The sequence below is a fragment of the Faecalibacterium intestinale genome (assembly GCF_040096575.1).
GTDB classification, from domain to species: domain Bacteria; phylum Bacillota; class Clostridia; order Oscillospirales; family Ruminococcaceae; genus Faecalibacterium; species Faecalibacterium intestinale.
This window is the reverse complement of the sequence record NZ_JBBMEN010000005.1, coordinates 176,199-194,793: the sequence shown is the minus strand read 5'-3', so window position 1 is coordinate 194,793 and position 18,595 is coordinate 176,199. Positions and strand designations below refer to the sequence as shown.

The window sequence follows — 18,595 nt, the reverse complement described above, 5'->3', positions numbered from 1 at the left end:
TTTTACAACAAAACCGGCGCACTTTGATTTGACCCGTGAAAATGCGTTTGCCGCGGCCTATAGGCCGCGGCAAACATGAAATATAAACAGAGTTCCGCTTTTAGTGTTCGCTGTTCTTTTCCAGATACACGGTGGTGGAGGGGAAGGCGAAGTCCACGCCGTTTTTCTGCATCACGTCCATCAGGTCAAGGTTCAAATCGTTCTGCATCTGCAAAAAGCGGGTCATGTCGGCGGTGCGCAGGTAGGCGGACACCAGCAGGTCGATGCTGGAAGCGCCGAAGCCGCTCAGCTTGACCAGCACCGAGTCCTCGTAGGTGTAGGGGCTGGCCTTGAGCATGGCGGTCAGGTCTGCCATCAGCTGCTCCAGCTGAGGACGGGAGGTATCGTAGGTGACCCCGAGGGTGAAGCGGTACAGCCGCTTGTTGCGCAAGGTGCCGTTGTTGACGGTGGCAGAGCTGACCGTGCTGTTGGTCAGGATGTACACCGAGTTATCCAGTGCGCGGACCTTGGTGGAGCGGAAGTTGATGTCCACCACCTCGCCGGAAACATCGCCCACGGTGATCCAGTCACCGATGGAAAAGGGCCGGTCCAGCAGGATGACCAGCCCGCTGAACAGATTTTTGGCGCTGTCCTGCGCCGCCAGAGAGATGGTCAGACCGACAAGACCCGCACTGGCTACGATGCTGCCCACCGGCAGGCCGGTCTCCTGTGCCATGGTCATAACGCCCAATACCACGATGAAAACTTTGTACAGCTTGTTCAGCAGGGTGGTCAGGGTGCGGTTGGCGCGCACCTCCTCGCCGCAGTTTGCCAGCAAAAGGTCGGTAAGGTCGGCGGCGGCGTACAGTCCCTGACACACAAAAAAGGTGGCGGCCAGCTCAAAGACTGTGAGCAGAAATTTGCTCACGCCGCTGATTGCCCACGGCAGGCTGGCAGCTGCGGCATAGATGAACGCCGCAAGGGTGAGCCGCTGCAGCGGCACGGCAAAGCTGCGCAGCAGAATGGGCGTACCCGCCAGCCGCCAGCTGCGGCGCAGCAGGGCAGGGCACACCCGGCGGGACAAAAGCTGCCGCGCCAGCCAGCCAAGCACCAGCAGCAGCGCCGCGCACACCACCCGGGCGGCAAAGGCTGCCCAGCCTTCCAGCAGCAGCGAGCCCAGCTCAAAACCAAGGTTACGGATCGAGAAAATCATGGAAAACCTCCTGTGTTTTTTCACAACGCATATTATGATAGCATACTCTGCCGCCCGGGGCAAGGAAAGAACGGTGAAAACACACTTTGATAAAAAATGCGCAAACTTTTCGAAAAGGGGCTTGACAGCGCCGCAGTACCGCGCTATACTCTTGGTCAGAAAGTTCGTTTCAGGGCGGGGTGCAATTCCCCACTGGCGGTAAAGTCCGCGACCACCCGCAAGGGTGCTGACCCGGTGCAACTCCGGGACCAACGGTATAGTCCGGATGCAAGAAACGGCAGGCAAATTGCGTCTGTGCGCCCTGTTGCAGTTTTTGGTTGCAGCAGGGCGTTTTTTGGTTTGTCTTTCCGGTTCGATCCAGCGCGAAAAGGGCTTTCCGAACAAATTTGAACGGGGCGTACACCCCGGGGAGGACAACTACCATGAAAAAGAATACCACCCACAACCTGACCGTTGCCGCCATGCTCAGCGCGGTCGCCTTTATCCTGATGTTCATTGAGTTCCCGCTGCCGATGCTCATCCCGTCCTTCGTCAAGATGGACTTCTCCGACCTGCCCGCCCTGCTGGGTGCCTTTGCACTGGGCCCGGTGTACGGCGTGGTCATCAGCTTTATGAAGAACCTGCTGCACATCATCATCAAGGGCACCTCCACCGCCTGCGTGGGCGAGCTGTGCAACTTTATGCTGGGCGCGGTGTTCTCCGCTGTGGCGGGCTTTGTCTACAAGCGCCATAAGAGCCGCAAGACCGCCATTCTGGGCGCTATCGCCGGTGCAGCCGCCATGGCGGTGTTCAGCGTGCCCTCCAACTACTTCATCACCTACCCGGCCTATGTGCAGTTCTACCATATGCCGCTGGAAGCCATTCTGGGGATGTATCAGGCTATCCTGCCCTCTGCCGACAGCCTGATCAAGTGCCTTGTGATCTTTAATATGCCCTTCACGCTGGTCAAGGGTCTGCTGGACGCCGTGCTGTGCCTGCTGATCTATAAGCCCCTGTCTCCCATCCTGCACGGCCGCAAGTAAGCTGCTGAAACAAGAGAGCCGGAAAGTCTGCGGACTTTCCGGCTTTTTCTCTGTTTGGAGGGAATAGCTGCCGAAGAAACTCCCCCAGTCTCGCTGCGCTCGACAGCCCCCTCTGAGATGGGGCTCCTGGCATAGCGATGATGTTTCCGGCTAAAGTGTACAGTTTGCGGATGCGTCAGGTGTTTGCGGACATTCTAGCTCTCTTTCTTTAGAGGGCTCGCCCTCTCAGTCACCTGCGGTGACAGCTCTCCCAAAGGGAGAGCCTTTGGCAGTCCACGCAAAGTTCATCTCTTTGCCAAGGCCTCTCCCTTTGGGAGAGGTGGATGCGAACGCAGTGAGCAGACGGAGAGGGCGAGGACGCTGACAAGGTGCTTTTTACGCCAGCGCGCCCTTATCCAGCCATCTGCCCCGCGCCATGCGCAGCAAAAACAGTACGCCGCGGGTGCAAAGTTCGGCGCACATGGCTGCCCATACGCCCACCAGCCCAAAGCGGGGAGCCAGCAGAACAGCCAAGGTCAGCCGCACGCCCCACATACTGATAAGGTTCAGCACAAAGCAGCCGGTGCTGTCGCCCGCGCCCTGCATGGAGCCGCTGGCCACGATGCTTGCCCCGAACATGGGCTCGGCAAAGGCTTCGATGCGCAGCACCCGTGCGCCCAGCGCAATAACGGCGGCATCGGCGGTGAAGATGCCCATCAGCTGCGGGGCAAACACATACAGCCCCACGCCGGTAAGCGCCATGATGCCCATGCCCATGGCGGTGCACAGCCATGCAAAGCGCTTTGCCATGTCCCGGCGGTTTGCGCCCACGGCCTGTCCCACCAGCGCAAGGGCGGCGTCCTGAATGCCGTAGCCCGCCATGTAGCACAGGCTCTCGGCGCTGACCCCCAGACTGTTGGCGGCAATGGCGGTAGTGCCCAACCCGGACACGATGCGCACCAGCAGCACCTGTGCCGAGGACAGGGCAGCGCGCTCTGCCGCCAGCGGTGCGCCCACCTTCCATACGTTGTGCAGGCAGGCGCGGGTAATGTGCCAAGAGCCGGGCTTGCGGATGCACAGTGGGCCGTCCCGCAGCAGCAGAACGCCCAGCGCCAGCGTGCCGCCCACGGCGTTGGCAAGCGCCGTGCCCAGTGCTGCGCCCGGTACGCCCCAGCCCAGACCCCAGACCGTGAGGTTCTGGCCGAATACCGTCATCTCCCGGGTGGGGTTGATGAGGAAAAAGTTAAAGATGATGTCCAGCACGCAGGTGAACACGCTGATCAGGCCGGGGGTCAGGGCATCGCCGGTGGAGCGCAGCATGGCGGCATAGGTGCCCATAGCCATGACAAAGGGCAGGGAAGCCGACCAGATGGCAAAATACGCCGAAGCATTTGCCTGCAGTGCCGCGTCTGCGCCCAGCCACCCGGGCAGAAACCGGCTGATGCCCACGCCGAAGGCGGCAGCGGCAAGCCCTACCACCAGATTGAACAGCATGGACTGCCGCAGCACGCCCCGGGCGTCCTGCTGGCGGTCTGCGCCCAGATACTGCGCCACCTGAATGGAAAACGCCATGCACAGCCCCGCCAGCATCCCGTGCAGCAGCCATGTGCTGGAGCTGACGATGCCGATGGAAGCGGTGGCGGCGGCGCCGATATGCCCCACCATGGCGGCGTCGATGTACTCCATGGCGGTAACTACGATCTGCTGCAAAATGGAAGGGATGCTCAGCGTCAGCGCCACCTGTGCAGTGTGGCGCAGCGGCACCTGCTCGCCCTGCCGCATCCGGGCAGAGAGCTGCTCAAGGGTAATGGACATGGGACCTCCTGCGTTGTGGGTGAAAATACAGACTAACATACTATTATAAAGAGCGGCGGGAGAAAAGTCAATCCGCAGCGAATTTTGCCGCCGGGATTGATTTTTGGGCAAGGGCGTGATACACTCACAAAGGACTATACAGAAAGAAAGAGGAATGTTATCTTATGATCCAAATGCTTACCTCTGTCATCGGGCAGCGGGGCGTGGATGCCATGGCATTTTTGCTGGCGTTCGCCCTGACCGCCCTGACGGATTCCATTTTCCGCGATAAACTGCCCCACGACCATGGCCGCGCCTTTGCGGTGAACGGCGAACTTTCCAAAGGCAAGGCGCGCGGCTCCGGATTGATCTTTGTGCTGTGCATCGCGCTGGTGTCGCTGGCGTTTCTGCCCTTCACCACCGAATATGTGGTGTATAATGTGCTGCTGATCGCTTCCATGCTCTCCGGCTATCTGGACGATGCCGCCGAGACTGCTTGGAACGAGTACAAAAAGGGCATCATCGATTTTGTCATTGCGGTGCTGGCGGGCGTCACCTACCTGAACTTCAACGGCTGCGGGGTGCACTTTTTGCAGTGGAGTTTCACGCTGCCCTACGCGGTGTACCTGCTGCTCATTGTTATCCTGATCTGGGCAAGCATCAACGTGGTCAACTGCACCGACGGTGTGGACGGCCTTTCCGCCAGTCTGGCAGTGGTGACCATTGGCACCTACCTGCTGGCCTATAAGACCGAGCTGGGTACCTACGCCACCGCCGGTGTGGTGTTCATCGGTGCGCTGCTGGCCTACCTGTGGCTCAACGCCAAGCCCTCCAGCCTGCTGATGGGCGACGCCGGCAGCCGCGCCATGGGCTTTTTCATCGCCATGCTGTCGCTCAAGTGCGGTCATCCGTTTGCCTTTTTGCTTGCCGCCATTGTGTTCATCGCAGACGGCAGCTTGGGCATTCTGAAGATCAGCCTGAAGCGTTTTCTGCACATCTGGATCCTGAAAAACACCCTGACCCCTCTACACGACCATGTGCGCAAGCGCAAGGGCTGGAGCGACGAGCAGGTGGTAGCCCGCTGGCTCATTCTGCAGTGCGTGGCCTCGGCTCTGCTGCTGCTCCTTGTGCGGGGGTAAACAGCACGCTATAAAACCAAAGAACAACACCCTCAGACCTTTGCGCCTGAGGGTGTTGTTTTGTTATTCATCCGTAGAAAGCTGATCTATCCGTTCTTTGACGGCTAGATCGATCGCCGTGCAAACGCCCTGAAAATTGCGCTCGACATCCAAGTTTGAAAAGCGCAAAACCTTTACACCATACTGTTCCAGAACAGCCGCACGCTCTTTATCGTAGATAAGCCCCTGTTCATCGTAATGCTGAGAGCCGTCCAGCTCGACCACCAATCTGGCGGCATGGCAGTAGAAGTCGGCGATAAAATAGTCGATCGTTTTTTGCCGCTGAAACCGAATAGGATAATTACGCAAAAAACCAAACCAAAGATGTTGCTCTTGCTTTGTGGCTCTTTTGCGCAGTTCTTTTGCGCGTGGAATGATTTTTCCCTGATATGGCAAAGACATAGATAAACTCCTTAAAAACTCCCTCAGTCACGGCTTGCGCCGTGACAGCTCCCTCGGAGATGGAGCCCTTGGCATAGCGATGATGTTTCCGGCTAAAGTGTAAAGTTTGCGGTCACGTCAGGAGCCCCATCCTAGAGGGGGCTGTCGAGCGCAGCGAGACTGGGGGAGTTTACACCCCTGCCTTTTTGCACGCCGCCTGCACCACATGGCCTACCAGCACCGAGGTGGTCACGGTGCCCACGCCGCCGGGCACGGGGGTGATGGCGTCCACCACCGGCTCTGCGGCGGCAAACTGCACGTCACCGCAGAGTTTGCCCTCCTCGTTTACATGGATGCCCACATCCACGACCGTCTGGCCTGCCCGCAGGCAGTCTGCGCCCACAGCGGCCATCTTGCCCATGGCGACCACCACGATGTCCGCCTGCCGGCACACTTCCGGCAGGTTCCGGGTGCGGGAGTTGCACAGGGTGACGGTGGCGTTTTCCCGGTCCAGCATCATGGCGGCGGGCTTGCCCACCACAAGGCTGCGTCCTACCACCACGGCACGCTTGCCGGAAAGGGGGACGTTATAATACTTCAAAATTTCCATGCAGGCCTGCGCGGTGCAGGGGGCATAGCCCAAATCGGTGTTCGTGAACACCCCGGCCAGAGAACCGTCCGTGATGCCGTCGATGTCCTTTTCCGGGCGCAGGGCGGCGCGGATGGTGCGGTCATCGAACTGCTTGGGCAGGGGACGGAACAAAAGACAGCCGTGGATGCCGTCATCGGTGTTCACCTCGTCCAGCACCTGGAGCAGCTGCTCCTGTGTGGCGTCGGCGGGCAGCACGAACTGCCGGACGGCGACGCCCACCTTGCCGCAGCGGTTCATCACGCCCCGCTCGTAGGAGAGGTCATCCTCCCGCTCGCCCACACGCACCACCGCCAGCGTGGGGGTGATGCCCTTGGCTTTCAGCTGCTCGCAGAGTGCGGCGTTGCGCTCGTTCATGGCGGCCACCACCGGCGCGCCCTTTAAAATCGTTGCCATATACTTTCCCTCATTTATGATATTATTTGTTGCGGAGTTTCCCGCTGACGGCGGTGAATATCTCGTCTGCCCGGGGCACAAACTCTGCCAGCAATGCGTCTGCCCGGGCGTCCAACGCGGCGGCATGGGTGCGGTCTACCATCAGCTTGGTATTGATGAACACATTCAGGCTTGCAGCCTGCAAAGCGGCCTTGCACAGCACGGCAGCACACCCCGCATCCGATACCGCCAGCACGCTGCCCTTCGCGGCATACTGTCCCGCCAGCGCGATGCCCTCGGCGCACTTTTCCATGATCTGCAGCGGCACGGCGCTTGCACCGTCCAGCGCGGCTTCCAGCACAGCAGCCTTGTGCGCGGTCTGCTCCGGGGTGTCCTTGGGCAGACTGTAGGCCGCAGCCAACGGCGCAAAGGCATCGGCATCGGCCTGTACCAGCGCTTCCAGTTCCAGCCGCAGGGCACTGGCCCGGGCGTTCAGTGCCTGAATGTCCGCTTCCACGGCGGCGTACTTCTTTTTGCCGGTGGTCAGGCAGCCCACCATGTTGCCCAGCGCCACACCGGCAGCGCCTGCCAGCGCGGCGGTGCCGCCGCCGCCCGGCGTGGGCGCTTTGCTGGCAAGCTGTGCCAGAAACTGCGCGCAGCTTAGATCCTTCATTTCCATGTGTAGATACCCCTCTCTGTTACAAAGGCGTCCAGCCGCTGGTCGTGGGCGTCCACGGCGGCGCGGGGGACGCGCTGAACTTCCAATGCAATGCCGATCTTCACCGCCCGGGTGCAGCGGGGCAGGTAGCGGTCGTAGTAGCCCTTGCCCATGCCCACCCGGCGGCAGTCTGTGTCAAAGGCGGTGCAGGGCACCAGCACCAGATCCAGCTGCTCCGGCTGCAAAAGCGCGGAGCGTTCCGGCACCGGCGTGCGGATGCCGTACTGCCCCACCGCCCAGCCGTCCGCGCCCGGCACGGCTGCGATAAGGGTAAAGCCCTCGCCGCACACCGGGTAGGCTACCGTCTTGCCCTGCCGGACAGCTTCGGCAGCCACGGCGGCAAGGTCGGCTTCGCCCCCAAAGGCTGCGTAGAGCAAAAGGGTATGGGCGGCGCGGTAGGCGTCCAGTTCCAGCACCCGGCGGCACAGCGCCGCGTTGGCGGCGGCGCGCTGCGGCGCATCCAGCGCCTTGCGGGCGGCACGGCCTGCGGCACGCTGCGCCTGTTTTTCCTCGGCAATGGTCATACAAAACACCTCGCTTCACCTGTGGGGGAGGATACTTGAAAAATATACAAAATCGACAGCGCATTTTTATACAAACATAATAAACACTTCAGACAAAAAAAGCAAGCCTTTTGGCGAAAAGAGGATTGAAGCCGCCGCCGCTTTCTGCTATGATTATGTTACAGCAGCAAACGCCGCGCGGGCGCTGCGCTGAGAGGATCTACAACATTTTGTGGAGAGGGGCAAGTAAAATGTACAAGGATATGATGGACACCATCGGCATGGTCAATGCAGCCGACCCGGAACTGGGCGCAGCCATGGAGCGGGAGCTGACCCGTCAGCGCGAGAACATTGAGCTGATCGCCAGCGAGAACATCGTCTCGCCCGCCGTGATGGCAGCGATGGGCAGCGTGCTGACCAATAAGTACGCCGAGGGTCTGCCCGGCAAACGCTACTACGGCGGCTGTGTCTATGTGGACGAGGTGGAGAACATTGCCATCCAGCGCGCCTGCCAGTTGTTCGGGGCAAAGTACGCCAACGTCCAGCCCCATTCCGGCGCACAGGCCAACCTTGCCGTGTATTTTGCCCTGCTGGAGCTGGGCGATACCGTCATGGGCATGGACCTTTCGCAGGGCGGTCACCTGACCCATGGTTCCCCGGTGAATATGTCCGGTAAAAACTACCACTTCATCTCCTACGGTGTCGGCGCAGACGGCGTGATCGACTACGCCGAGCTGGAAAAGCAGGTGCGCAAGGTGCGCCCTAAGATGCTGGTGGCGGGCGCGTCCGCCTACCCCCGCGCCATCGACTTTGAAAAGCTTGCCGAGATCGCCCACGGCTACGGCGCATACCTGATGGTGGATATGGCGCACATTGCCGGTCTGGTGGCGGGCGGTCAGCACCAGAGCCCCGTGCCCTACGCCGACGTGGTGACCACCACCACCCACAAGACCCTGCGCGGACCCCGCGGCGGCCTGATTTTGACCAACAACCCCATCATTGCCAAGCGCATCAACTCGGCAGTGTTCCCCGGCACGCAGGGCGGCCCGCTGGAGCACGTGATTGCAGCAAAAGCCGTCTGCTTTGGCGAGGCACTGAAGCCGGAGTTCAAGGAATATGCCCGTAAGATCGTGGAAAACGCACAGGCACTGGCTGCGGCTTTGCAGCAGCGCGGGGTAAAGCTTGTATCCGGCGGCACTGACAACCACCTGATGCTCATCGACCTGCGGGACGAGGAGTGCACCGGCAAGGACCTGGAGCAGCGTCTGGACAGCGTGCACATCACCGCCAACAAGAACACCGTCCCCGGCGAGACCCGCAGCCCCTTTGTGACCTCCGGCGTGCGTCTGGGCACCCCGGCTGTCACCACCCGCGGCATGGGCGCAGCCGAGATGCAGGTGATCGCGGACTGCATTGCAGACTGCATCTGGCACTATGCGGAAAAGAAGGACGAGATCAGCGAGCGCGTTCTGCGCCTGACCCGGGAGTTCCCGCTGTACCAGTAAAGGCAAAGTATAAATAACAAGGCATCCGCAGCCGTTCTGCTGCGGGTGCCTTTTGCTACAAAAAAGGAGAAAGACGATGGAAAGCTTAGGCCTTTTGCATCTGTATTACGGCGACGGCAAAGGCAAGACCACAGCCGCCATGGGGCTTGCCCTGCGGGCGCTGGGCAGCGGAAAACGGGTGGTCATCGTGCAGTTTTTAAAGGGCGGGCAGAGCGGGGAGATCCCGCTGCTGGAACAGCTGGGTGCCACCGTCTACCGGGGTAAGGCCGGGCAGAAATTCGTCTTTCAGATGAACGAAGCCGAAAAGGCCGCTACCCGCACCTTGCAGAACCAAAACCTTGCGGCGGCGCTGGCGCAGCCCTGTGATCTGCTGGTGCTGGACGAAGCCGGCAGCGCGTGGGAGCTGGACATGGTGGACAAAGACCTGCTGCAGCAGGCGGTGCTGCACCGCCCCGCCGGGCAGGAGTGCGTCCTGACCGCCCACGCAGCCCCCGCATGGATGCTGGACGCTGCAGATTACCTTACCGAGATGTGCTGCCGCCGCCACCCCTACCAGAAGGGCATCGCCGCACGGAAGGGCGTGGAGTATTAAGGGCATAATCCTTAAAGTATCAGACAAAAAAGCATCTGCAACGATCGCTTCTGAACTTCAGAAAGCTGGCGATTTGGTTGCAGATGCTTTTTCTTTAGCAGGTATGCCCTTCGGTTAGCGGGCTCGCCCTCTCCGTCAGTTCGCTCCGCTCACTGCCACCTCTCCCAAAGGGAGAGGCCTTGGCAAAAAGATGAAGTCTGCGTGGACTGCCAAAGGCTCCCCCTTTGGGGGAGCTGGCGCGGGAGCGCCTGAGAGGGCGAGGATGTTAACCCCAGAACCCTGCCAGCGCCGTTTCCAGCGCGGCGGTGCCGGGCAGATATTGGATGTGCTGCCAGTGCGGCGGGAACAGGCGGGCGGTGTCGGGCTGCGCAAAGCGGTCGTCCAAAAGCAGCACCACGCCCTTGTCCTGCGGGGTGCGCACCACCCGCCCGGCGGCTTGCAGCACCTTGTTCATGCCCGGGTAGCGGTAGGCGTAGTCGAAACCGCAGCCGGACTGCTCCTCGTAATAGCGGCGCAGCATCTCCTGCCGGGGGTTCACCTGCGGCAGACCCACCCCTACGATGGCGCACCCGATGAGCCGGTCGCCCACAAGGTCTACTCCCTCGCCGAAGATGCCGCCCATCACGGCAAAGCCCAGCAGCGTCTGGGCAGGGCGGGGCACGAACTGCGCCAGAAACTCCGCGCGCCCGGCATCGTCCAAGCTGCGCTGCTGCACAAGGGTGGAAATGTCCGGCCAGCGTGCGGCAAAGGCTTCGTACACCTGCTGCAAATAGGCGTAGCTGGGGAAAAACGCCAGATAGTTGCCGGTTTTGCCCTTTGCCAGCGCCGCCAGCGCATCGGCTACGGCGGGCACGCTGGCTTCCCGCTGGCGGTAGCGGGTGGAGATGCCCGGCAGGCAGAACAGCCCCAGATTTTCCGGCGGGAAGGGGCTTGGCAGCGCCACTGCCCGGGCATCGGCACAGCCCAGCACATTGCGGTAAAAGGCGGGCGGGGTCAAGGTGGCACTGAACAGCGCCGCACTGCGCCCTGCCGACAGACTGGCATCCACAAAGGGCGCGGGGTCTAAGCAGAGCAGATACAGCTCCAGCTCGCTGCCCCGGGCGGTAAGTTGAGTGACAAAATGGCTGTCGTACCGGTCAGCGGCGCGGGCGATATCCTGCAAGGCGAAGTAAAGCTCCAGCAGCTGTGCGTGGGCGGGGTCCTCGGGGTTCTGCTCCAGCCAGTCCTGCAAGGGCGTGTGCACCGCCCGCAGAGCGGCGGGCAGGGCAGCAGGCAGCTGCTGCAAAAACACGGTGCCATCCCGGGCGTACAGCGGCTGCGGCAGGGCAAAATCCGGGGCAGCTTCGACGGGCAGCAGGCTCACCTGTGCGGGCTCGGTCTCCCCGGCGGGCTCTGCACCTGTGCGGGGCGCAGCCTGTGCGCAGGCTCTGCGCGCCGCCAGAAAGACCTTATCCGCCTTGGTCAGCGCGGTTTTCAGGCTGCTTTTGCCCTTGCCCAGCGCCCGCTTTGCTTCGGTCAGGCTGCTTTTGGCAAACTGCGCCGAGTACATGGCGCGGGCTCTGTCCGGCAGGTTGTGCGCTTCGTCAATGAGGAACAGCCAGTCCCCGGCGGCATCGAAAAAGCGCTTGAGGTGCACCACAGGGTCAAACAGATAATTGTAGTCCCCGATGACCACATCGCACCACTCGCTCAAGTCCAGCCCCAACTCAAAGGGGCACACCGAGAACTGCCGGGCGGTGTCCGCCAGTGCGGTGCGGCTGAAACTGCCGCTGCCGTCCAGCAAAGCCGCCAGCGCATCCTTGCGGCGGTCGTAGTAGCCGTTGGCAAAGGGACACACCTCCGGCAGGCAGGCGGGGTGCCCTTCGGCGTCCGGGTGCAGACAGGCCTTTTCCTTGGCGGTCAGGGTCACGCTGCGCAGGGCAAGACCGGGCTGTGCGGCACGCAGCCGCGCCACCGCGTCCTCGGCGGCGGCTTGGGTGGTGTTGCGGGCGGTCAGGTAGAACAGCTTTGCGCCGCAGCCCTCGCCCATGGCTTTTAAAGCAGGGAAGAGGGCGCTCATGGTCTTACCGATGCCGGTGGGTGCCTGACAAAAAACGCGGGTACCGCTCTTGCAGCCGGCGCTTTTTCCGGCGCGGCAGGCGCGGTACACCTCACCCGCCAGTGCCCGCTGCCCGGGGCGGTACTCCGCAAAGGGGAATTGCAGCGCCGCAAGGCTCTGGCTGCGCCGGGTGTCCCAGTCCAGCTGCCGCTGTGCCCACGGGGCATACTGCGTTAAAAGCTGCTGCAAAAACTGCTCCAGCTGCTGCCGGGTGAACTGCCGGGTAAAGCGCTGAATTTGGTCGGTGTCAACTTGGTAATAGGTCAGCCGCACCGCCAGCGTTTCCAGCCCCTGCTGGCTGCTGTAAATGGCGGCATACACCATGCCCTGCGCCCAGTGGCAGGGGTTCAGTTCCTCGGTGATCTCCTCATAAGGGACGGTGGTGGTCTTGATCTCGTCGATGGTCACGGTGCCGGTTTCATCGGTGAAAATGCCGTCTGCCCGGCCTTCCAGCGTAAAGGCGATGCCGCAGGCTTCCCGCTCCGCGCTGAGGAACACCTCAGCCTGATAACCCTCCCCGGCGGCCTTTTGCAGCTTGCGGTGGATGCGTGCACCCTCGTTGGCGCGGTCAAAGCCGGTAAAGCGGCTGTCGATGCTGCCGGTGCGCAGCAAAAACTCCACCAGCTGCCGGATGGGCAGATGGATGCTTGCCAAGGCGTTTCACCTCCGTTGGTTTTTACGTTATCCTACCCCGAACAGTTCCATGCACTGAGCGGCTGCGGCATCCACCTGTGCAAAGTCCACGGCAGTGCGGTAGTAGGTCTCCAATTCATCGTGGCAGCTTTTTGCCTGCGCCATCAGGGCACAGGCCTGTTCCAGCAATTCGGCGGCGGCGCGCTCGTTGAAGCGCAGCCGTGCCCGGCAAGCGGAAAGATTCTCCCTGTCCACAAAACGGCTGCACCGCACGGTCTGCGCCGCAGACAGCCGCACCGGATGCCAGCGGTTGTCGGTCAAAAATGCCAGCCGCAGGGAGGGGATGATAATGTGGTCGATCTTGTCCTCCGGGTGCATGGCGCAGGGGCAGGTGATGATGTGGTAGCCCCGCGCCAGTGCCTCGGCGCGGATGAGTTCCAGCAGCAGACGGGACACTGCCCCGTAGTCATCCCGGAAAAGGATACACCGGTCGGCCAGCGCCTGCACCGTGCCCTGATAGAACACCTCGCCCTTGGGCGTGATGGCCGAGAGCAGCCGCAGCTCTTCAGAGCCCATCTCCTCGGTGCGGGGCAACAGGCGGGTGCACAGCCGCTTGACGTAGCGGCGCACTTTTTCAAAGTTTGCACTGCAGGCTTCGGCGCGGCGGCTGTCCAGCAGCAGGCTGCCCGCCGAAGCCACATACCGCGCCGCCCGGCTGCGCAGCAGCTGGTTGCGGGCAAACAGGGCGGTCACCTCGTCCTTGTGGGAGTGCAGGGCATCGGCATCGATGGTGTGGTACAAACTCAGCACCCGCTCGTCTGCGCCGGGGGCTTCCGGTTCCACCACATGGGGTGCGGTGGCATCGATGATGGCGCGTTTCTGCCGCAGGAACACCACCCCGTCCAGACTGTCGGGGTCGCTGGCGCAGTGGATGCGCTGAATGGGCTCGCCTTTCTCCTGTGCGGCGCGCGCCAGACGCTTCATCAAAGTAGACTTGCCGCAGCCCGGCCCGCTTTTGAGCAGCACCAGCTGCATCCCGGGCTCCCGGCGCAGCGGCGTAAAGTAGCCCTTGAACCCGGCGGGCGTTGTAGCGCCCAGAAAGAAATCCACAGAAGGATGCACGGAACTTTCCATACAAAAACACCTCGCTTTTGCTTTACAGTATGCAAAAGCGGCGCGGTTGGTTCCTGACCTTACCTATTATAGGTATGCTCGCACACGGCGGCAATGGTGTCCCGCAGCACGGTAAAGTCCGCAAAGGCTTCGGGCTTATTCTGGGGCTGGCGCAGCAGGGCGGCGGGGTGGAAGGTGCCCATGAACAAAATGCCGCCCTTATTGATGATCTGCCCGTGCTCCCGGGTGACGGAAAAATCCTGCCGGATCATCCGCTGGGCGGCAACGCGCCCAAGGCAGACCACAATCTTGGGCTGGATCAGCCGGAACTGTTCCCGCAGCCACGGCATACAGGCTTCGCTCTCGGCGGGCAGCGGGTCGCGGTTCTGGGGCGGGCGGCACTTGACGATGTTGGCGATATAGCAGTTCTTTTCGCGGTCAAGGTCGATGGCAAACAGGTATTTGTCCAGCAGCTGCCCGCTGCGCCCCACAAAAGGCAGACCCTGCTCGTCCTCGCTCTGGCCGGGGCCCTCGCCCACAAACAGCACCTCGGCGTCCGGCACGCCCTGCCCGAACACTACGTTCGTCCGGGTGGCGCACAGCTCGCACCGGGTACAGGCAAGGCATTCGGCCTTTAAAGTATCCATATCCATGGAGAACATCTCCTTTAAAATCAGAATGGCGGTTTATTTGCAAATTATAATATTGTAAACTATAACACAGATTCAAGAGTACGGCAAACGCACAAAAAGAGATCATCACAGTTTCTTGAAAAAAACACCTGCGTATGATAAAATGAACTTGAAGAAGGGAGTGGGCAAAATGCCGGTATTAAGCATATTTTATGGCATCATCGTCAGAATGTACCGGGAACAGGGCGGAAAACACAATATGCCGCATATCCATGCGGAGTATTCCGGGGAAGAGATCGTGATGGCACTGGACGGGACGATTTTGGAAGGCGGCTTTCCCAAAAACAAGCTGAAGCTGCTGGAAGCGTGGGTAGTAATACACCGCGATGATCTGGAAGCGAACTGGAAGCTGTTGAGCAACGGCGAGCAGTTCTTCCGCATTGACCCTTTGAAATAAGGAGTGATCTTATGTTGCAGCCGAAATTGACTAAGGTGGAGACCATAAGCCCCTTGAAACTTCGCCTGTCCTACGAAACGGGAGAGGTAAAGCTCTTTGACGTTGCACCCTATGCAACGGGGCCGTGGTACGGACAGCTGAAGGACGAAAGCTATTTCAACGCGGTGCAGCTGCTGCCCGGCGGCGTGGGCATCGAATGGCCGGAGGGACAGGACGTTGCGCCCCACGAACTGTATGAGAACAGCGTCCCCGTAAAGAAAACTGCATGATGGAGCATCTGCCCATAGAGCCTGTGGACTGCACGGGCTCTTTTATATTTGCGGGGAAAATATCCTTTAAAACTAGTATGATATTTTATTCACAAATAAAACAAGGCTTTCTCCCCTAAAATATAGCACAAAAACACAATTTTGTCTTGAACTTTTTGCCGTCTGTGCTAGAATAAAGAAGAAAGGCATCCTTGTGTCCAACAGACACGGGATGCAAATTTTGGAAAGCATTTTCGGAGGTAATCACAATGGCTGATATGTTTGCACCGCTGGTAGCACAGCTGAAGGCAAATCCCAAGACGATCGTGTTCACCGAGGGCAATGACCCCCGCATTCTGGAGGCCGCAAGCAAGCTGCTGGCCGAGGGCGTGCTGAAGGTCGTTATGGTGGGCAACGAGGCAGAGTGCAAGGCTGCTGCCGCCGCCGGTAACTTTGATATTTCCGCTGCCGAGATCATCGACCCGGAGAACTACGCCGGTTTCGATGAGATGGTCAGCACCATGGTGGAGCTGCGCAAGGGCAAGCAGTCCACTGAGGAGTGCACCGCACTGCTGAAGAAGTCCAACTACTTCGGCACCATGCTGGTGAAGATGGGCAAGGCTGACTGCCTGCTGGGCGGCGCTACCTACTCCACCGCCGACACCATCCGTCCCGCTCTGCAGCTGGTCAAGACCAAGAAGGGCGCACATCTGGTGAGCTCCTGCTTTATTCTGGACCGCGACTGCGGCGAAGAGGGTCTGAAGCGCATTGCCATGGGCGACTGCGCTGTCAACATTGATTACACCGATACCGTCGATAAGGCTACCGGCGAGGTCAAGGTGTCTGCCGCTTCCAAGCTGGCAGAGGTGGCTGTGGAGACTGCCCGCACCGCAAAGCTGTTCGGCATCGACCCGAAGGTGGCTGTGCTGAGCTTCTCCACCAAGGGCTCCGGCAAGGGCGGCACCGTGGCACTGAGCCACGACGCTACCATCAAGGCTCAGGAGATGGACCCCGAGCTGGCTGTGGACGGCGAGCTGCAGTTTGACGCAGCCGTTGCTCCCGAGGTTGCACAGGTCAAGTGCAAGGGCAGCAAGGTTGCCGGTCAGGCCAACACCTTCATCTTCCCCTGCATCGAGGCCGGCAACATCGGCTATAAGATCGCACAGCGTTTGGGCGGCTACGCTGCCTACGGCCCCATCCTGCAGGGTCTGAACGCACCCATCAACGACCTGTCCCGCGGCTGCAACGCAGACGAGGTCTACAAGATGAGCCTGATCACCGCTTGCCAGTCTTAAACAATTTTAGCACAAACGAGGAGAAGCCTTCGGGCTTCTCCTTTTTGTTTTGCCCCCTCTTGCAATCCGGCGGGGTTTATGGTACAATATCCTAGCATCCACAAGGATGTGTCGGACAGCGCCTGCTGCGTGGTTCGGCATACGGATGCGGGTCCTGTACGATGGGCTCGCTGTGAACCAGGTCAGGTGGGGAACCAAGCAGCCTTAAGCAGTGCGTTCGTGCGTTTCAGTAAGCCTGCATCCGTATGCCGAGTTACGCAAGGCGGGGACAAAACCCCGTCGAGCGCTGTCCTTTTATTTTTGCCGCAAAGGCCGGGAAAGGGGAGACATCGCCGTGTATCGTGCACTTTACCGCAAATGGAGACCCCAGCGGTTTGAGGATGTGGTGGGTCAGCGTGCCATCGTGACTGCCCTGAAAAACCAGATCACCGCAGGGCGCGTAGGCCATGCGTATCTGTTTACCGGCGTGCGCGGCACCGGCAAGACCACCTGCGCCAAAATTTTTGCCAAGGCGGTCAACTGCCTGCATCCAGTAAATGGCGACCCCTGCGGGGAGTGCGAGATCTGCAAAGGCATCGACAACGGCAGTCTGCTGGACGTGGTGGAGATGGACGCAGCCTCCAACAACGGCGTGGACGATATCCGCGACCTGCGGGACGAGACCGCCTATACCCCCAGCGCCTGCCAGTATAAGGTGTATATCATCGATGAGGTGCATATGCTGTCCACAGCGGCCTTCAATGCGCTGCTGAAAACGCTGGAAGAGCCCCCTGCACACGTTATCTTCATTCTGGCGACCACCGAAATACAGAAAGTGCCCGCCACCATCCTCTCCCGCTGCCAGCGGTACGATTTTACCCGCATCGGGCCGGAGGATATCGCACGGCGGGTGGAGTATATCGCCGGGGAGGAAAAGCTGGAGCTGACCTCCGACGGCGCGGAGCTGATCGCCCGTCTGGCAGATGGTGCGCTGCGCGATGCGCTGTCCATTCTGGATACCTGCGCCGGTGTCACGGCAAAGATCGATGCGGACGTGGTGCGCCGCATGGCGGGCGTGACCGACCGCAGCTACCTGTTCCACATCTCGGACGCCTTGGAAGCACAGGACGCCGCCGCCGCGCTGGCACAGCTGGCGCAGCTGCGGCAGCAGTCGGTGGATGTGAAGCGCCTGACCGAGGAACTGATCGCCCACTACCGCGCCCTGATGCTGGCGGCGCTGCCCGGCGGGCAGGCGCTGCTGTCCGGTGTTTCGCCGGAGGAAGAAGCGCTGTACCTGCAAAAAGGCCCGGAGATGGGGCAGCGAGAAGCTATCCGCGCCATCCGCACCTTGGGCACGGCGCTGGAGCACATGACCCGCGGCAGCGACCAGCGCATTGAGCTGGAACTGGCACTGTTCAGCCTGTCCGAGCCGCCCCAGCAGATGCAGGCGGCAGCGGTGCAGCCCGCCCTCGCCCGCGCGGTGCAGCCGGAAGCGCCCCGCCCCTTTGCGGCAGCGGTGCAGCCCTTTGCCAGCGCCCCGGTGCAGCCTGCCCCCGCAGCTGCTGCACCCCAGACCCCGGCAGCAGCAGAGCCTGCCCCTGCCGTGCAGCAGACCTCTCCGCAGCCTGCCGCGCCGGAAGCGCCGCCCGCCCCTGCGGAGGAGCTGCCGCCGATGCCGGACGAACCGCCGGTACAGCAGAGCGATGCCGCCCTGCCGTGGGACGAGCCTGCCCCGCAGGCACCGCCGCCGGAGGAACCGGTCAGCCAGCCGGAACAGCCCGCCCCTGCAGAGCCCGCGCAGCCGGTTTCTGCGGCAGAGGAACCGCCTGCCCCGGTGCAGGAGCACCCCGCCGACCCGGTGCTGACCAAGCCCCGCAGCGTGGCGCAGCAGGGCACGAACCCCTTCCCGTACTGGGGACAGATCGTGCAGAAGCTGGAAGCCATCGACCCCATGCTGTATATGTATCTGCGCAAGTCCAAGGCTTACTTTGACGGCACCCGCGTGCTGATCGACGGCGGCAAGACCTTCCGGGATTTTATCCGGGTGAACAAGGACAGCCAGAAGCTGATCAAAAAGCTGATCGCCGAGGTATCCGGCGTGCCGGTGCCCATCGGCCCTTACGAGCCCAAAACGGCAGGAAAGACCTCCTCCAACGCGGAGCAGTCTCTTCTGGCGCTGGAAAAGCTGGGGTTAGAGGTCAGCATTGAGGATACCGCCCGCAAAAAGCGCTAAAAATTGTTTATAATAAAGG

17 protein-coding genes, 1 other RNA gene and 1 riboswitch are annotated in these 18,595 nt (G+C 61.1%); of the genes, 9 read left to right on the top strand and 9 right to left on the bottom strand.

All coding sequences use genetic code 11. The annotated features are described in order from the left end of the window. Positions 1 to 100: 100 nt before the first annotated feature. Complete coding sequence (locus WMO20_RS06615) at positions 101 to 1,192, bottom strand: mechanosensitive ion channel family protein (RefSeq protein WP_349186198.1); 1,092 nt, start codon at positions 1,190 to 1,192, stop codon at positions 101 to 103. A gap of 161 nt (positions 1,193 to 1,353) precedes the next feature. Continuing rightward, positions 1,354 to 1,473, top strand: a riboswitch (FMN riboswitch). A gap of 141 nt (positions 1,474 to 1,614) precedes the next feature. Here WMO20_RS06615 and WMO20_RS06610 point away from each other — a divergent pair. Beyond that, complete coding sequence (locus tag WMO20_RS06610) at positions 1,615 to 2,214, top strand: ECF transporter S component (protein WP_055184785.1); 600 nt, start codon at positions 1,615 to 1,617, stop codon at positions 2,212 to 2,214. Positions 2,215 to 2,589: 375 nt separating this feature from the next. Here WMO20_RS06610 and WMO20_RS06605 read toward each other — a convergent pair whose 3' ends face one another. After that, positions 2,590 to 4,008, bottom strand: a complete 1,419-nt coding sequence (locus WMO20_RS06605; protein WP_349186197.1) for an MATE family efflux transporter — start codon at positions 4,006 to 4,008, stop codon at positions 2,590 to 2,592. Between the two features lie 164 nt (positions 4,009 to 4,172). Here WMO20_RS06605 and WMO20_RS06600 point away from each other — a divergent pair, with 164 nt between their 5' ends. Beyond that, entirely contained in the window at positions 4,173 to 5,126 is a 954-nt protein-coding gene (locus WMO20_RS06600; protein ID WP_112091032.1) for a phospho-N-acetylmuramoyl-pentapeptide-transferase, read from the top strand. A 63-nt stretch (positions 5,127 to 5,189) separates the two neighbouring features. On the opposite strand, the gene WMO20_RS06595 is transcribed toward WMO20_RS06600, so the two are convergent. From WMO20_RS06595 to WMO20_RS06580, 4 genes are all read right to left on the bottom strand, one after another. Continuing rightward, entirely contained in the window at positions 5,190 to 5,567 is a 378-nt protein-coding gene (locus tag WMO20_RS06595; protein ID WP_349186196.1) for an endonuclease domain-containing protein, read from the bottom strand. Between the two features lie 169 nt (positions 5,568 to 5,736). Continuing rightward, positions 5,737 to 6,591 carry a bifunctional 5,10-methylenetetrahydrofolate dehydrogenase/5,10-methenyltetrahydrofolate cyclohydrolase gene (locus tag WMO20_RS06590; protein ID WP_349186195.1) on the bottom strand — a complete coding sequence of 285 codons (855 nt, stop codon included), beginning with the start codon at positions 6,589 to 6,591 and terminating at the stop codon, positions 5,737 to 5,739. A gap of 22 nt (positions 6,592 to 6,613) precedes the next feature. Next, positions 6,614 to 7,249: a cyclodeaminase/cyclohydrolase family protein gene (locus tag WMO20_RS06585; RefSeq protein WP_349186194.1), complete on the bottom strand. Its 636-nt coding sequence runs from the start codon at positions 7,247 to 7,249 to the stop codon at positions 6,614 to 6,616. After that, entirely contained in the window at positions 7,240 to 7,812 is a 573-nt protein-coding gene (locus WMO20_RS06580) for a 5-formyltetrahydrofolate cyclo-ligase (RefSeq protein WP_349186193.1), read from the bottom strand. The genes WMO20_RS06585 and WMO20_RS06580 overlap by 10 nt, the downstream gene beginning before the upstream one ends. Before the next feature lie 230 nt (positions 7,813 to 8,042). Here WMO20_RS06580 and glyA point away from each other — a divergent pair, with 230 nt between their 5' ends. Further along, positions 8,043 to 9,296, top strand: coding sequence for a serine hydroxymethyltransferase (gene glyA, locus WMO20_RS06575; protein ID WP_005926763.1), 1,254 nt, complete (start codon positions 8,043 to 8,045; stop codon positions 9,294 to 9,296). A 76-nt stretch (positions 9,297 to 9,372) separates the two neighbouring features. After that, positions 9,373 to 9,888: a cob(I)yrinic acid a,c-diamide adenosyltransferase gene (locus WMO20_RS06570; protein WP_349186192.1), complete on the top strand. Its 516-nt coding sequence runs from the start codon at positions 9,373 to 9,375 to the stop codon at positions 9,886 to 9,888. Positions 9,889 to 10,153: 265 nt separating this feature from the next. On the opposite strand, the gene WMO20_RS06565 is transcribed toward WMO20_RS06570, so the two are convergent. The 3 genes from WMO20_RS06565 to WMO20_RS06555 are packed head-to-tail and all read right to left on the bottom strand — an operon-like array spanning position 10,154 to position 14,385. Continuing rightward, a complete protein-coding gene (locus WMO20_RS06565; protein WP_349186191.1) occupies positions 10,154 to 12,640 on the bottom strand; it encodes an ATP-dependent DNA helicase in 2,487 nt (828 codons plus the stop codon). 27 nt (positions 12,641 to 12,667) lie between these two features. Next, the gene (locus WMO20_RS06560; protein ID WP_349186190.1) at positions 12,668 to 13,753 is read right to left on the bottom strand and encodes a hypothetical protein; all 1,086 of its coding nucleotides are present in this window, start codon (positions 13,751 to 13,753) and stop codon (positions 12,668 to 12,670) included. A 59-nt stretch (positions 13,754 to 13,812) separates the two neighbouring features. Beyond that, complete coding sequence (locus tag WMO20_RS06555; RefSeq protein WP_349186189.1) at positions 13,813 to 14,385, bottom strand: uracil-DNA glycosylase; 573 nt, start codon at positions 14,383 to 14,385, stop codon at positions 13,813 to 13,815. 169 nt (positions 14,386 to 14,554) lie between these two features. Between WMO20_RS06555 and WMO20_RS06550 the strand changes: the two genes are divergently transcribed. The 5 genes from WMO20_RS06550 to dnaX all read left to right on the top strand — a co-directional run bounded on the left by WMO20_RS06550 (position 14,555) and on the right by dnaX (position 18,576). Then, complete coding sequence (locus WMO20_RS06550; protein ID WP_112091041.1) at positions 14,555 to 14,821, top strand: DUF4160 domain-containing protein; 267 nt, start codon at positions 14,555 to 14,557, stop codon at positions 14,819 to 14,821. 11 nt (positions 14,822 to 14,832) lie between these two features. Beyond that, positions 14,833 to 15,090: a DUF2442 domain-containing protein gene (locus WMO20_RS06545; RefSeq protein WP_349186188.1), complete on the top strand. Its 258-nt coding sequence runs from the start codon at positions 14,833 to 14,835 to the stop codon at positions 15,088 to 15,090. A gap of 248 nt (positions 15,091 to 15,338) precedes the next feature. Further along, a complete protein-coding gene (gene pta, locus WMO20_RS06540; protein WP_349186187.1) occupies positions 15,339 to 16,364 on the top strand; it encodes a phosphate acetyltransferase in 1,026 nt (341 codons plus the stop codon). Positions 16,365 to 16,509: 145 nt separating this feature from the next. Next, positions 16,510 to 16,608: signal recognition particle sRNA small type (gene ffs / locus WMO20_RS06535), an RNA gene on the top strand. A 90-nt stretch (positions 16,609 to 16,698) separates the two neighbouring features. Continuing rightward, complete coding sequence (gene dnaX, locus WMO20_RS06530) at positions 16,699 to 18,576, top strand: DNA polymerase III subunit gamma/tau (protein ID WP_349186186.1); 1,878 nt, start codon at positions 16,699 to 16,701, stop codon at positions 18,574 to 18,576. The last annotated feature ends 19 nt before the right edge of the window (positions 18,577 to 18,595 follow it).